Source organism: Anaerocolumna jejuensis DSM 15929 (assembly GCF_900142215.1).
Classification (GTDB): Bacteria; Bacillota; Clostridia; order Lachnospirales; family Lachnospiraceae; genus Anaerocolumna; species Anaerocolumna jejuensis.
The window spans coordinates 13,244-28,349 of the sequence record NZ_FRAC01000041.1 but is presented as its reverse complement, the minus strand read 5'-3'; the positions used below and the strand labels follow the sequence as shown (position 1 = coordinate 28,349).

Annotated in this window: 12 protein-coding genes; 8 read left to right on the top strand and 4 right to left on the bottom strand. The window is 45.4% G+C overall.

What is annotated here, in order from left to right:
- Positions 1–77: 77 nt before the first annotated feature.
- A complete protein-coding gene (gene hypE / locus BUB77_RS26785; protein ID WP_073280249.1) occupies positions 78–1,055 on the top strand; it encodes a hydrogenase expression/formation protein HypE in 978 nt (325 codons plus the stop codon).
- A 98-nt stretch (positions 1,056–1,153) separates the two neighbouring features.
- On the opposite strand, the gene BUB77_RS26780 is transcribed toward hypE, so the two are convergent.
- Positions 1,154–2,545, bottom strand: a complete 1,392-nt coding sequence (locus BUB77_RS26780; RefSeq protein WP_073280248.1) for a sensor histidine kinase — start codon at positions 2,543–2,545, stop codon at positions 1,154–1,156.
- Positions 2,526–3,239 (bottom strand): response regulator transcription factor, encoded by a 714-nt coding sequence (locus BUB77_RS26775; RefSeq protein WP_073280247.1) that lies wholly within the window; start codon positions 3,237–3,239, stop codon positions 2,526–2,528. Before BUB77_RS26775 ends, BUB77_RS26780 begins: the two co-directional genes overlap by 20 nt.
- Positions 3,240–3,446: 207 nt before the next feature.
- Between BUB77_RS26775 and BUB77_RS26770 the strand changes: the two genes are divergently transcribed.
- The gene (locus tag BUB77_RS26770) at positions 3,447–3,842 is read left to right on the top strand and encodes a hypothetical protein (RefSeq protein WP_073280246.1); all 396 of its coding nucleotides are present in this window, start codon (positions 3,447–3,449) and stop codon (positions 3,840–3,842) included.
- Positions 3,843–4,057: 215 nt separating this feature from the next.
- Here BUB77_RS26770 and BUB77_RS26765 read toward each other — a convergent pair whose 3' ends face one another.
- Entirely contained in the window at positions 4,058–5,071 is a 1,014-nt protein-coding gene (locus BUB77_RS26765) for a LacI family DNA-binding transcriptional regulator (RefSeq protein ID WP_073280245.1), read from the bottom strand.
- A gap of 406 nt (positions 5,072–5,477) precedes the next feature.
- Here BUB77_RS26765 and BUB77_RS26760 point away from each other — a divergent pair, with 406 nt between their 5' ends.
- The 5 genes from BUB77_RS26760 (at position 5,478) to BUB77_RS26740 (ending at position 13,122) form a co-directional block, all read left to right on the top strand.
- The gene (locus BUB77_RS26760; protein WP_073280244.1) at positions 5,478–7,109 is read left to right on the top strand and encodes a class I adenylate-forming enzyme family protein; all 1,632 of its coding nucleotides are present in this window, start codon (positions 5,478–5,480) and stop codon (positions 7,107–7,109) included.
- Positions 7,106–8,686, top strand: a complete 1,581-nt coding sequence (locus tag BUB77_RS26755; protein WP_073280243.1) for an acyl CoA:acetate/3-ketoacid CoA transferase — start codon at positions 7,106–7,108, stop codon at positions 8,684–8,686. The genes BUB77_RS26760 and BUB77_RS26755 overlap by 4 nt, the downstream gene beginning before the upstream one ends.
- 132 nt (positions 8,687–8,818) lie before the next feature.
- Positions 8,819–9,664, top strand: a complete 846-nt coding sequence (locus BUB77_RS26750) for a 3-hydroxyacyl-CoA dehydrogenase family protein (RefSeq protein WP_073280242.1) — start codon at positions 8,819–8,821, stop codon at positions 9,662–9,664.
- A 206-nt stretch (positions 9,665–9,870) separates the two neighbouring features.
- Entirely contained in the window at positions 9,871–11,061 is a 1,191-nt protein-coding gene (locus BUB77_RS26745) for a thiolase family protein (RefSeq protein ID WP_073280241.1), read from the top strand.
- Between the two features lie 102 nt (positions 11,062–11,163).
- Positions 11,164–13,122, top strand: coding sequence for a BglG family transcription antiterminator (locus BUB77_RS26740; RefSeq protein ID WP_073280240.1), 1,959 nt, complete (start codon positions 11,164–11,166; stop codon positions 13,120–13,122).
- A 16-nt stretch (positions 13,123–13,138) separates the two neighbouring features.
- Here BUB77_RS26740 and BUB77_RS26735 read toward each other — a convergent pair whose 3' ends face one another.
- Entirely contained in the window at positions 13,139–14,317 is a 1,179-nt protein-coding gene (locus BUB77_RS26735) for an iron-containing alcohol dehydrogenase (RefSeq protein WP_073280239.1), read from the bottom strand.
- A gap of 329 nt (positions 14,318–14,646) precedes the next feature.
- Between BUB77_RS26735 and BUB77_RS26730 the strand changes: the two genes are divergently transcribed.
- Positions 14,647–15,105, top strand: a complete 459-nt coding sequence (locus tag BUB77_RS26730) for a PTS sugar transporter subunit IIA (RefSeq protein ID WP_073280238.1) — start codon at positions 14,647–14,649, stop codon at positions 15,103–15,105.
- Position 15,106: the final 1 nt, after the last annotated feature.

Sequence of the window (15,106 nt, the reverse complement as noted above, 5' to 3'; positions counted from 1 at the left end):
ACGGATAAGTTTTTGCAAAAATAAAGCAATTATATAGTAAGCTATTTAGATAAACGAACAGGAAAGAAGGTTCAGATATGCATATTGATATGTCCTACGGAAGCGGCGGCAAGCAGACCACAAGCCTGATAAATGAAGTCTTTGTCAAGCATTTCTCCAATCCGGTATTGCAAAAGATGGAGGATAGTGCGGTTCTTACCGTGAAAGAAAGGATTGCCTTTACAACGGATTCTTTTGTGGTAACTCCCATGTTTTTTAAGGGAGGAGATATCGGGAAGGTTGCAGTCTGCGGTACGGTCAACGACCTTCTTATGATGGGAGCCAATCCCAAATACTTAACGGCCGGCTTTATCATTGAGGAAGGAGCAGACCTTAATGAGCTGGAGCGGATAGCCGCCTCTATGGCGGCAGCGGCAAAGGAAGCAGGGGTAGAAATTGTAGCAGGAGATACCAAGGTGATCGAAGGAAAAGGCGGTATCTACATCAATACTGCCGGGATTGGTGAGATTGTAAGAGAGGGAATCAGCATCTCTGCCTGCCGGGAAGGAGATGTCCTTCTCCTGTCCGGTAACCTGGGAGAACACCATTCGGCTATTATGTCACACCGGATGGAAATAGAAAATGATATTAAGAGTGATTGTGCACCTCTGAAGGACATTGTAGGAAATCTGATAGCAGCAGGAATTGATCTTCACTGTATGCGGGATGTGACCAGAGGCGGACTTGCCACGGTTCTGAATGAAGTGTCCGCTTCCTCTTCCTGCAAAGTAGAAATAGAGGAAAAGTCACTTCCCATCAGCACCCAGGTAAGGGGATTCTGCGAGATATTAGGCCTAGACCCTCTTTATATGGCAAACGAAGGAAAGCTCATTGCTGTTGTTGCAGAACAAGATGCCCCAAGAGCCCTCCAGATAATGAAAGAATCCAGATACGGTGAAAATGCTGCAGTAATCGGCAGCATACAGGCAGGTTCAAAGGTTGTGATGACAACGTCTTTTGGAGGGAGCCGTGTTATAGATGTATTATACGGGGAAGGGCTTCCAAGAATCTGCTAATATTGCCTTGCATAAAATTCGCTTAATATCAGGTGCGGAATTAAGTGAAATTTATGCAAGGACTGGTATTTTGACTTTTGCCCTATGTATTCAATCTATTAAAAGGAAATCTCAAACACAGCTCCGCTTTCCTTGTTATAAGCCGCAATTTCTCCATCTAACAGCTCTGCGGCAGATTTGGCAATGGCAAGTCCCAGGCCGAAATTTCCGCCCTTTCCTTTATAAAAGCGGTCAAAGATATAGGGAAGGTCATCGGAGGGTATCCCCTCTCCGTCATCGGATATCCGAAGGAATACCTTATCTTCTGTTTTCTCAAGGGTGACGGTGACTTCCTTTTTGGCATAGCGCAGGCAATTGGAAGCAATATTCATAACTGCCTGGGAAAGAAGGTTGTCATCTGTCTTTACGATTACATCGTATTCAGGAAGGTGAAGTGATAAGCTTCTGCCGGATTTGGAGGCAAAGCCCATAAGACGCTGGGAATAATCCTTTAGCAGGTGGCAGAGATTAATCTCTTCCCACAGGGGCTTGTAGATACCGCTTTCATATCTGGACAGGGTCAGAAGCTCACTTACCAATTCATTCAGGCGGATGCTTTCACGTCTGATAATTTGCGCCGCTTCTTTTGCATCAGGAAAGATTCCGCTTTGGATGCCTTCTGCATATCCCTGGATGGACATAAGAGGTGTTCTTAACTCATGGGAGGCATTTTGCAAAAAAGTCTTCTGGTTTCTGTCATTGGCCTCCAGTTTTCCGGCCATCAGACAGATGCTTTCATAAAGCTGTTTGAATTCCAGGGTGTCCTGAGGTACCGAAAAGCGGCTGACGTCAAAATCCCCCTGTCCTATCTGCAAAGAGAGCCTGCCAAGCCCTGCTACCGGTACCGTGATATGAGCTGCTATCTTTTCGGAAAAATAGATGGCTGTCAGCATACCAAGGAGTATTATAGCAAAGAGGATAAGGTTGACTGCATTAAGATAGTTGTTAATACGGTCTGTGGGAAGAGCAAACACTGCCGTAAGGTTGCTTAAATCATCGTTGTTCATGGAATAGGCGATAGTCAGATATTTTTTCCCTTTCACAGGTATGGAATAGACTGTCCCCTGTTTCATTTGCTGAAATCTGTTGGATATAACATTCAGATAGGCCATCTGAGAAGGGGTAAGTCTTATTTTTGCCGGAAAAACAGGCCTTGCATCCTGATTTAACAAGTAAAATTCCATTCCCGGGGAGAAATGGGAGGATTTAAGTGCCATTAAAATATTCCGGGCCATGCTTAAGGCCTTTTTTTCTGAGGGTTTCCCGCCGTCTGTTTCCAATTCGCTCTTTATTGCCTTTTCCACTGCATTAATTGTCGCTTTTAATTCACTTCTGGCAGCCGCATTGACGTAGATCCGAAGGGAGAGATTAAACAAAAGCAGCGTGATCAGGGGAATAAGTATCAGCAGAAGGAGAAAAGGCCTTCTAATCTTACTTTTTATACTCTTCATTAATATCTCCCAGTTCCAGACGGAAGCCAAAGCCCCAGACGGATTGAATTTTGACATTGGCCTTTGCCATTGTTAATTTCTTGCGAAGTCTCTTTATAACATCATCAGTAGCTCTGGTATCTGCATCAAAATCAAATTTCCATACATGTTTTAATAGCTCTTCTCTTGAAACAGCCTTTTCCTTCCTTTCCAGGAGATAGACCATAAGGGCGAATTCCGTAGGTGTAGCCTCGAGAGGCTTTCCATCAATGGAAGTTTCCCGCTTATTGACATCAATTTTAAGATTTCCCAAGGTGCAGATTTCTCCGTTATAGTTCCCCTTGTCAAGGTCCATTCTTCGAAAAAGAGCTTTTACCCTGGTCACCAGCTCCATGGGTGAGAAGGGCTTTGTCAGGTAATCATCGGAGCCAAGAGTTATTCCTGCTATACGGTCGGTTTCACTGTCTCTGGCGGATACAATAATAATCAGTGTATTACTTCTTTTTCTGATTTCACTGCATAGCACCAGGCCGTCTGTTCCGGGCATCATAATGTCCAGGATGACCATATCCGCAGGGCTTTTGTCGAAGGCAGCCAGCAGCTTATCCCCATCTGGAAAAGTCAGCACATCAAACCCTTCCGCAGCCAGAAAAAGCTGTATTAAATCTCTTATGGACTGTTCGTCATCTGCCAGGTAAATCCGTTTCTTTTCCATCTATAAATCATCCTTTCGGCTGTTTTGTATATTCTATCATGTCCTGTTTGCAAAAGAAATAGCTGCCACAGATTTGCCGCAGTTTGACCTTTGAAACGCGTAAAGGAAAGGGAGTATACTCTGAAGCAGAGAAGGAAACCAGGTACCGGATAGCAGGCCTGAGTCCTCTCAATAAAAGAATTTCGATCATAGAAGGGAGAAATTATTATGAAGAAATCATTCAAGCTTTTCACATCAGTATGTGTAGTTGCCATGCTCTTAACAGGGATTATAGCCGTTCCCACACAGGCTGCCCAGACTGCAGCAAATAACACTAAGAAGGTAGTAAGCACCCAGACGAACACAGTAAAGACAGATAAGGCAAACACTGGTAAAGTAGTGAAAGCTGCTACAGAAAAAGCAGGCAAAATCAGTACTGTAAAAACTGACAAGACAGCTACAGGCAAAACTACTGTAAAAACCGGTAAGACCACTACTTCAAATACTGGAAAAACTACTGTGAAAACAGGTAAGACTACCCCTGCAAAAACAGGCAAGACAACAACTAATACCGGTAAAATTGGTACTGTAAAGACCGGTAATTCACACAAAGGAAATAAATAAGCTTGAAAGCAGTCTGGCTTTCACAGACGGAATAAGATGCGAAAAAGAACCATATAGCTTTTCTTCCGACCCGCTGCCTGAAAGACATGTTTTCAGTTTTGTATGCATTAAAAAAGGAAATTAAAATTTATTGCATATGAAACTGGTAATGTGTCACAGGTATGGTTATAAAGGAAAACTGTATAGTTCTTTTTTTGTTATGCTTTTGGTAATCTTTAATTAAGCGCCCTTGTACTTGAACGGATTTTTAAGGTGGGGGTAAGGACTATCTTTGCGGTAGGCTCATCATTGCCGTTAATGCGCTCTATGATCCGGTCTGCCACCAAAGTCCCTATCTTGTCATAAGGATGGCTTACAGTGGTAAGCTTGATGAAGCTGGTGCCGGATAAAGGGATGTCGTCAAAACCTACGATGCTGATATCTTCCGGTATCCGTATTCCATTCCGTATCAATTCATCCATTACGCCATAGGTCATCAAATCACCTCCGATAAAAGCGGCGGTAGGTGCATCAGGGCCCATGAGTACCTTACGGGCAAAATGCTGGCCGGATTCCATATTCAGGGTTCCGCAGCGGACATAGGAGGGATTAGGCTCAATATGATATTCCTTAAGAGCATGCAGATATCCTTCATACCGTTTCTGACTGGTAGTGGAGATTTCCGGTCCCCGAAGCATTGCTATTTTCCGGTGTCCCAGTGACAGCAGATGAGTGGCAGCGAGGTAGCCGCCCATTTTATTGTCTATGGAGATGCTGTCATACCCTGCCATAAAATCAATTTCTCGGTTAACAAGGACAATGGGGCAGGAAGCACCCTTTAAGATTTCACCAAAGGATTTTTCATTACGGGCATCTGCTATAATAATACCGGAAAAACCGTAATCTAATAGTTTCTGCAGATGCTGGTCGTTTTCGCCGGCTATCTGGGAACTGTTATATAAGGTCATAAGGTAGCCCTTTTCACGAAGGCTGTTATTGATGACCCAGATAAGCTCCGCATAAAATGGATTCCGGATATCACTTACGATGAGGGCAACCATATTGAGCCTGCCGGTAGCCAGTCCCCTGGCTACAATGCTGGGATGGTAATTAGCCTTTTCCATTACCTCTAATATCCTGGTTCTTGTTTCTTCCTTCACATTCGTGCTATTCATAAGTACTCTGGAGACAGTGGAGCGGGAAACACCTGACTCCTTAGCAATATATTCAATGTCTATTTTCTTGGACAAACTTACCCCTCTTTTCCGAAGAATTTAAAAGCGAATAAAGCAGCAATTTCAATTTATCACCATTATAGCACATAGAAATATAGATGAAAAGTTAAAATAAGTGGGAGCGGTATCATAAAATATTACTTATTTGATTCAAATTAAAAAAAATCCCTTCAAGTGCCAGGTAATGGTTAATTACTTTGAAATTCAGAAAAAATATGCACAAAGTTTAAAGTAAAAAATAGTGATTCTACATAATTGACAAGAGCATAGTTCCAGTATTATGATAAGTTCATGAATTATTTATGGGAGCGTTCTCATAAATATCAATACCTAATGGGAGCATTATTCAAAATAGCGGAAGGATTTATGCTGTTGGGTGCTGTCAGGTACAATTAACAGTAACATGGAAAAGAGGAAGGGTATGATAAAAGGAAGCATGCTGTGGGATGACTCCATTACCCAGAATATGGAGAATACAGTATTTAATGGGATACCTGTCCTATCTTATACCGATATGCCGGATAGTCTGTATCATGCATTGAAGCTGTCAGCGGAGCGGTATCCGGATAAGATATTATTTTGCGATAATTGGGAGCGCTCCTATACATACCGGGAATTCCTTACTATGACGGACAGGATGGCATGGTGGCTGAAAAATGAGCTGCAGGTGACCAAAGGAAAGCACCTGGGGCTTCTGCTGCATAACAGTATTGAGTTTGCCACGGCATTTTTCGCGGCTGTGAAATTAGGCGCTGTTACCGTTCCTTTTCCCACGAAATACAAGGAGACAGAAGTAGCGCCCCTTATTTTAAAAGCGGACCTGGAGGTTCTGATATACAGTGAAACTTTTGAAGACTGGATGAAGCCCTATGAGGAGGCCGGTATCAGGCTGTTGAAGACAGAAAACGAAGAAACGGGATTTGGTTTCCGGCATCTTCTGCAAAGGGACTTTTGTGAAGAAGAAGGTGTTGGAGAGGGGAACCTGCCGGATGAAGTAATTATCATGTTCACCTCTGGTACCACCTCTCAAAGCAAGGGTGTAAAACTCAGGAATTACAATGTCATGAATGCGGTGACTATTTACCATAAGATACTTGGGGTCACTCCCCAGGATAAGACCATCATACCGGTGCCTGTTTACCATATTACCGGAATGGTTGCACTTCTGGGCCTGTTCGTATACACCGGCGGAACGGTTTACCTGTACAAGCGGTATGACGCCGTCAGGATATTAGACTGCATCCGGCAGAACGGCATTACCTTTATGCATGGAGCGCCTACCGTATACAGCCTGATGTTAGAGCATAAGAGGGATTATCCCGAGCTTACGAGCCTTAGAATTCTCGCCTGCGGCGGCAGTTACATGCCTACGGAAAAGCTGAGAGAGCTTCATAAATGGCTGCCCCAGGCAAAAATCCAGGTGGTGTACGGCATGACGGAAACCTCATCACCTGGGATTATATTTCCGGGGGATGCCCCCACCAGTATTTTCGCAGGGGCAGCCGGAAAGCCTGTTCCCGGTCTGGAGCTTAAGATATTGGATGAGACGGGAAAGGAACAGGAATATCTTAAGACCGGTGAAGTGTGGATAAGGGGAAATGTTGTTACCGGAGGTTATTACAAGCTGGATACAAAGCTCATAGATTCGGAGCACTGGCTGAATACCGGTGATATGGGATATCTGAACGAGGAAGGCTATGTATACATCGTCGACCGGAAGAAGGATATGATTAACCGTGGCGGCGAAAAGATATGGTGTACCGATGTGGAAGAGGAATTGATGAAGCTGCCCTTTATCAGGGATGCGGCAGTAGTGGGAATAAGGGATACCCTTTATGGGGAAGCAGCCGCAGCCGCTGTTGTAATTTCCGGAGGGCAAAAGGTCAGGGAAGAGGACATAAAAAAAGCCCTGGAGCCCAAAATGGCAAGGTTCAAGATACCGGTCAAATACCTCTTTCTGGAGGGGATACCAAAGACACCCGGGATGAAGACAGACAAAAAAATCCTCCGGAAAATGTTAGAGGAAAATGATGAAAGAGAGGATATCCTATGATAAAAGCAAATTTTGTGACAGCAAAGGAAGCCGCAGCCATGATTCAGGATGGGGATACCCTCTGTCCCGTGGCAATGACCCTGGTCAGCGCCAGTGAGTCCATCTTAAAGGAAATTGAGAAAAGCTTTGATGAGACAGGGCATCCGGGGAACCTGACCCTGCTCCATTCCTGCGGACAGAGTGACAGAAAAGACGGAATCCAGCATTTAGCCCATGAGGGGCTGGTGAAAAGGATTATCGGCTCCCATTGGGGGCTCCAGCCGAGATGGATGGAGATGATAGCCGAAAGCAAGGTGGAAGCATACTGTCTGCCCCAGGGGCAGATAGCCCAGTTGTACCGTAGCATGGCCTGCGGACTTCCGGGCAAGATGTCAAAGGTAGGGCTTGGAACTTTTATTGACCCCCGCATTGAGGGCGGCAAGATGAATGAAAGGACCAAGGCACTTGAAGATATAACGGAAATCCTGACCTACCATGGGAAAGAATACATGTTTTACCGGGAGATTCCTATTGATGTCTGCCTTATCCGGGGGACTGTCTGCGATGAAATGGGAAATCTGACGACTACGGAGGAAGCAATGAAGCTGGAGGTGCTCCCGGCGGTTCTGGCAGCAAAACGCTATGGCGGCAAGGTAATCGCCCAGGTTAAGAGGGTGGCGGCCTTTGGAACCCTGAATCCCAAGGAAGTGACCGTTCCAGGGGTATTTATAGATGCCATTGTGGTTTGTGAGAATCCTTTGACGGACCACAGGCAGACGTCCTCCTGGTACTTTGACCCCTCTTACTCCGGACAGCTCAGGGTACCTCGGAGTAATATTGAGCCGGCACCCTTCAATGAAAGAAAGTTCATAGCCAGAAGGGGAACCCTGGAATTGTATCCCGGTGCGGTGGTGAATTTGGGTACGGGTATTCCCAACGATATGGTAGGTAAGATATGCAGTGAGGAAGGCATTTCCGAGGATATCATGATAACGGTGGAATCCGGAATTTACGGAGGAGTACAGGCGGGTGGCATTGATTTTGGCATCGGGCAGAATCTGTGTGCTATGATCGGCCACCATGAGCAGATGGATTATTATAACGGTGCCGGAGTGGACTTGACCTTTATGGGCCTGGGAGAGCTGGATGGCTCCGGCAATGTCAATTCCACCAGGATGGGAACCCGGTGTACCGGGGCCGGAGGGTTTATAGATATCACCCAGAATGCCAAGAAGGTGGTGTTTCTTGGGACATTTACGGCTGGAGGAGCGGAATATGGATTCGAAGACGGGAAGCTGGTTATCAAAAAAGAAGGCAAGATTAAGAAAATGGTGAACCAGGTAGCGCAGATATCCTTTAACGGCCCCCTTGCCAGAAGGAAAAAACAGGCGGTTGTAATTGTTACGGAACGGGCGGTCTTTGAGCTGGCAGAAGAGGGAGTGGTCCTTACGGAAATTGCTCCGGGCCTGGAGCTGAAAAAGGATATTCTGGACCGGATGGATTTTAAGCCAATCATAAGTCCTGTGCTGAAGGAAATGGATAAGGCACTCTTTATTCAGGAGGGAACTTTTGGTTTGAAAGATAAAATATCAGATTAAAGAATGGATGAAGGGTTGGAGGAAAATTAAAAGCAGAAAGGATGCCACGTTGTATTCCTTCAACCTGGTTTTAATTGTGGCAGTATTGCAGGCTTGCCTTCCGGCAGGCTTGGGGTATTAAAGGTATAAATTATGTTAAAGGCAGCAGTTATCGGAGCCGGATTAATGGGAGGCGGAATCGCACAGACCTGTGCCCAGGCAGGCTTTGAAGTGGTGAATGTGGATACCTACGAACCGGCACTTTCAAAAGCAAGGGCAAATATCGAGAACCTTTTCAATAAAAAAGTTGCAAAAGGTACTATGACAGAAGGACAAAAGCAGGAAATACTGGAACGAATCCGTTACAGTACGGAGATGAAGGATTTAAGGGAGGCGGATATCATTATCGAAGCAGTTCCGGAAAGGATGGAAATCAAGAAAGAGATTTTCCGTGCAGCCGATGAGGCAGCAAAGGAAGGTGCTGTTATCGTATCCAATACGTCAGGCCTCAGTATTTCAGAAATGGCTGCCGCTACCAAAAGGCCGGACAAGGTTATGGGAATACACTTTTTCTATCCTGCCCCAGTCATGAAACTGGCAGAACTAATCCGCGGAATTGCAACATCCGAGGAAACCTATCAGACGGTCAGAGAATTTGCCGTCGCTATAGGGAAAGAGGTTGTGGATTGTCCTGAGCTGCCGGGCTTTATTGTAAATAGAATATTGGTGCCCATGATGAATGAAGCTGCTTTTTTGGTGATGGAAGGGTGCAGGCCGGAAGATGTGGATACGGCTATGAAGCTTGGAGCGAACCACCCTATGGGTCCCCTGGAGCTTTGTGATTTTGTAGGAATCGATGTGATGCTTGCAACCATGACAGGACTTTATAACGGTTTCAGGGACAGTAAATACAGACCTTGCCCCATTCTGGAGAATATGGTGAAAGCCGGGCACCTTGGCAGAAAATCAGGGCAGGGATTTTATTCTTATAATAAGTAAGCAGCGGGAATGAAAATGCAGCCCATGGAAGTGTAACCTTGGTTGGTACAGCATTGGCAAAAGCAGCCAAGGGAAGCGAAGCTCGGTGGAATATGCCTAAAACATAGCACAGGAAAGCTCAATACAGGAAAGCACAATACAGGAAAGCAAAGTATAGGAAAGTACAGAGCAAAAATAAACAGATGGAAAGTAAGAGGAGAATTACGATGGCAGATTTAAAAGAAGTTGTAATTGTAAGCGGAACCAGAACTCCCATAGGTAACTTTGGGGGCAGCTTAAAAGATATATCAGCTATTGATATGGGAGCAATGGTAGTGAAGGAAGCGGTAAAAAGGGCAGGCCTTGCCCCGGAGGATATCGATGAGGTAATCGTAGGACAGGTAGGACAGATTGCCGAATGCGGCTTTGTTGCAAGGGCAGTCAGCTTAACGGCAGGACTTCCCGATACTACCACAGCTTATTCTGTCAACAGGCAGTGCGGCTCAGGGCTGCAGGCCATAGCCGATGCCGTAATGGAAATACAGACAGGGCATGCGGATATCGTAGCAGCGGCGGGAACGGAAAACCTATCCCAGCTGCCCTACTATGTCAAGGATGCCAGATGGGGAGCCAGAATGGGGCATAAGTCCTTTGAGGATGGTGTAATCGATATCCTGACCTGGCCTCTGGGACCTTATCATAACGGAGTAACGGCAGAGAATGTTGCCAGGGAATACCAGGTTACAAGGGAGGAGCAGGACAGCTTTGCCTTAGAGAGCCATAGAAGGGCATTGAAGGCGGTGAAGGAGGGCAGATTCCAGGAAGAAATCCTTCCAGTTGATTTAAAGGGCAAAAAGGGTGACGTTACCGTTTTTGATACGGACGAAGGGCCAAGGGAAGGTCTTACGATAGAAAAGCTCCAGAAATTAAAGCCCTGCTTTATAAAAGACGGTACGGTTACCCCCGGAAATGCCTCCAGCTTAAATGACGGAGCCGCTGCGGTAATTCTTATGTCGGCAGAAAAAGCAAAGGAACTTGGTATTAAACCCATACTTACCATCAAGGGTTTTGCGGTAGCCGGAAATGACGGAGCGCTGATGGGCTATGCACCCAAGCTTTCCAGTGAGAAGCTTGCCGGTAAGCTTTCCTTGAAGCTAAAGGATATCGATATGTTTGAAATCAATGAAGCCTTTGCAAGCCAGGCTTACGCAGTGCGCAGGGATTTGGGATTGGATGCGGAAAAGGTCAATATATACGGCGGAGGCATTTCCATCGGGCATCCAATTGGGGCAACGGGTGTCGTTCTGGCCGTAAAGGTTCTGTATGAGCTTCAGAGAACAGAGAAGAAGGATGCTATGATAAGCATGTGTATTGGCGGAGGACAGGGAATCTCCATGTACTTTACCAAGGCAGAATAAACGGAAAGCTTGTCTTTTACGGAATCGAACTTTGGGGTATAATAAGAGAGAGTGGGGAGATCTATAGGTAATTGCGTCAGTAAAAAGTAATGAGGTGAAGCAATGCTATTGACCCGGGAGAAGAAATTATTAGAACTGCTGTATACGAAGAACAGGGATTTCACTGTGGCTGAACTTGCGGGTGTCATGCATATCAGTCCCCGCACCGTAAAGACGGATATTAAGCGCATTTCCGGAGAATTAACGGAAGAAAGAAGCGGATGTGTGCTTCATACCAAAACCGGGAAAGGGATATGGCTGACATATGATTCCCACGGAAAGGATTATCTGGATGAGCTTCTTCGAAACGGAGAAGAAGCCTCTTATCTGATACCGGAAAACAGAAAATATTTTGTGGCGTTAAAGCTATTGGATGCAGAGGGATATATTTCCATGGAGTCCATAGCCAATTCCATGTTCGTCAGCAAGGGAACGATTGTTAACTGTATGATTGAATTGGAGCCTTTATTTAAAAAGCAGGGGATCATAGTGGAAAAAAAGGTCAAGTACGGTATGCGCCTTATCGGAGAGGAAGGACAGCTGCGTATTGCAAAGGCCTCTATCATAAGGAAGAACATATCCGTACAGGGAAATCAGATAGCAGACCGGCTGCAGCCTTTTTTTGAAGGCATCCCCCTGGCAGCTATTAATACGATTATTCAGGATGCGGAAAACAAATTTGAATTTTTGCTGGCTGATACCGCCTATTCGGAGCTGGTAATACAGCTTGCCATTATGGCAAAGCGCATACAAAAGGGCAGAAGCTGTACCATTGGAGAAGCGGAACTGAGAGCGTACCAAAATAAAAAGGAATGGAACATTGTCCGGTACCTGTCCGAAAGGCTGGAAGCAGAGTATTCCATTACGTTATCTCCGGGGGATATGGCCTATCTGATGATGAATCTGGAAGGAATGAACACCCGGTCAAGCTCCCCGGCTGCGGAAGAGAATATACCGGAGGCGGATATAGGGGAAGCTTGGGATTTACAGAGCTGGGAGGAAATATTAATGGAAGCAGGCATTGTCTTTCATGAAAACCTGCCCAGGGATGAGATGTTAAAATGTGCCCTTTATATGCATCTAAAAGCGATGTTCAACCGTCTGAGGCACCGGATACATCTGTCCAATCCTATGAAACATATGGTAAAGGAAGAACTGGTATATGAAGTAGAGGTCGCTTCCTTTATCGCAAGGCGCATCAAAGAAAAGTTCGGTATGGAACTGGGAGAGGATGAAATCTGCGATATTGCCATCTATCTTGGCGCCAGCCTGGAAAGAGAGAAAGCCCAAAAGTCAAGGAATAATCCCAATATTGTGGTGGTATGCGGCAGCGGGCTTGGCACCTCCCAGTTTATTGAGGCAAAGCTAAAGCGGATATTTCCTCATATTAATATCACCAAGGTACTTTCCGTAAAGGATGCGGAGAATGAAGTCCGTCCGGGATATCAGGACCTTGTGATTTCAACGGTGCCCCTTTCGCTGGAAGGGATAGAGGTCCTCTTTGTATCCCCCATTCTGGCAGAAAGCGATATTACTGCCATTGAAAAGAAACTGTACGGGAATATTATGGCCGCCCAGGCAGCGGATAAAGTAAAATATGAAAGCTTATTTTCTCTGATGGATGATAGAATATCCATTTTTAAATGTGACTTAAAGACCAGGGAAGAAGTGATAAGGCTCCTGGGAAGCCGCCTGCTCCATGAGAAATATGTGGAAGAAGGCTTTGTGGAGTCAGCCTTTAAAAGGGAAGAACTTTCGGCTACTTCCATCGGTGATTCCATTGCTGTTCCCCATGCCTTTGAAGGGCATGTAAGGAAAATAGGAATAGGGCTTCTTACATTGAAGAAGCCCATTCAATGGGGAAATGAAAAGGTTCAGATCATTCTTATGCTGGCACTGGATGCAAGAGCCCAGGAGCAGTTTAAAAGAGTTTTTACAGACCTTGCCGAGCTTACCAAGGATACGTCCTACCTGGCAAAAATCCTGAATGCTGAAAAGTTAAGTGATATGATAGTAAAATAAGGTGCCCTTGGGCACCTTATTTTGACATATTGAATATCCGGATAACATCCTCTTTGGAAAGAGGTTTAAAAAAGCCCACCTGTCCGCCTCCGGCTGCAACGCATTTTTCTGCCATTTCTTCGATTTGTGCATCGGTTGGATGGATTCCGAGAGCTGCCATACTCGTTGGCATGCCAATCTTATTGCACCAGTTCTCCCAGCCTTCGATTCCTCTTAAGGCTGTTTCCTCCAGATTAAAAAGATTCAGGGGCGCATCGAACACCTTAATGGCGAACCTGGCAAATCGAGATATGTTTGTCTTATATACATAGCGTGCCCAGCTTCCCCAGACAGCACAAAGTCCCGCACCGTGGGCAACATCGAACATACCGCCCAGCTCGTGTTCAATTTTGTGGGAAGCAAAGTCAGATACTCTTCCCGTACCGGTCAGTCCATTGTGGGATAAGCTGCCGGCCCACATAAGGTCTGCCCTGGCATTGTAGTCACAGGGGTCCTTTAAGGCCTTGATGGCCGCTTCCCGGACAGTTACAAGGAGTCCCTCCGCCATGCTGTCAATCAGCTCGGTGTGCTCCGTGTTGGTAAAATAGCGTTCCATGGTATGCATCATAATATCGGCGGCACCGCTGGCTGTCTGATAAGCCGGAAGGGTATAGGTAAGTTCAGGGTTCATAATGGCAAAGAGGGGGCGGGAGCAGTCGTGGTTATAAGAGCGCTTTAACATTCCCTCTTCAATGGTTATAACAGAAGAATTGCTGGTTTCAGAACCGGTAGCTGCGATGGTGGAAATGCAGCCTAAGGGAGCGATTTTATTGGTAGTGACCTTTCCCATGTACAAGTCTGTCAGGTCAAAATCATTTACAAGGCCGTAAGCAATGGCTTTTGCTGAGTCAATGGGGCTTCCGCCGCCGATGGGCAGCAGGAAATCCACGCCCTCTTCCTTGCAGAGCTTTACCCCTTCCTTGACCAGAGACATGTGGGGATTGGGAACGACGCCTCCAAGGTCCGTATAGGATATGCCGTTTTCTTCAAGGCTTTTGTGCACTCTGTCAAGTACCCCGTTCTCATAGAGGTAGGTTCCGCCAAAGTGAATCAATACCTTCTTATAGCCTCTTGACGCTATTTCCTTTCCGACCAGGGTCTCCGTGTTCTTGCCGAAGATGACCTTGGTGGGTGTGTGGAATTCAAAATTAATCATAATATGTTGCCTCCTTTCAAATAAACCTTATGAACATTTCTATGGCAGTTTCATTATAGCGCTGACGATAGGGAAAAGAATAGTTATACAGTTACCCTAATATGATGCAAAAAAGTTAACGAATCTCCATTTATCAGAGTGTGGCTGTGCTAAATTACCAGGAAAACAAGAAGAAAGGGGCAGGGGTCATTGGGTTATTGTGCTATTTGCATAATGAATGGGGAAAATGAAGGATAAAAAACTAAAAATGCACCAATATAGTGCAAGTAATTGATTTGTGGAGAGGAGAAACTGTTGATATACTAAGTGCAAGAACAGGAGGTACGGTAATGGAACTGAATTTTGGTGCATTGATTGATGAAAAGGTTATCCGGTTTGAATTTCCCGGAAAGGATAAGAATGAAATCATAAAGGATATTGCGGCATTAATGTATGAAGCGGGAAAGGTTACGGACAAGGATAAATATGCGGAAGGTGTATTTGAAAGAGAAAAAGAATGCACCACAGGAATAGGAAAGGGTATTGCAATTCCCCATTGCAAAAGTGAAGCGGTCAAGGAAGCCTCCTTTGCACTGATCAAACTCAAGGACAGTGTTGAATGGAATTCACTGGACGGGAAGCCTGTTAATTATGTAATCATGCTTGCGGCTCCCGATAACGGAGAGGATGAACATTTAAGAATGCTGTCACAGCTAGCCAGGAATTTAATGGATGACGACTTTGTAGATATTCTGACACATGCCGGCACCGTTGAAGAAATAAAAAATTTATTTATGGGAGGAAGGTAGA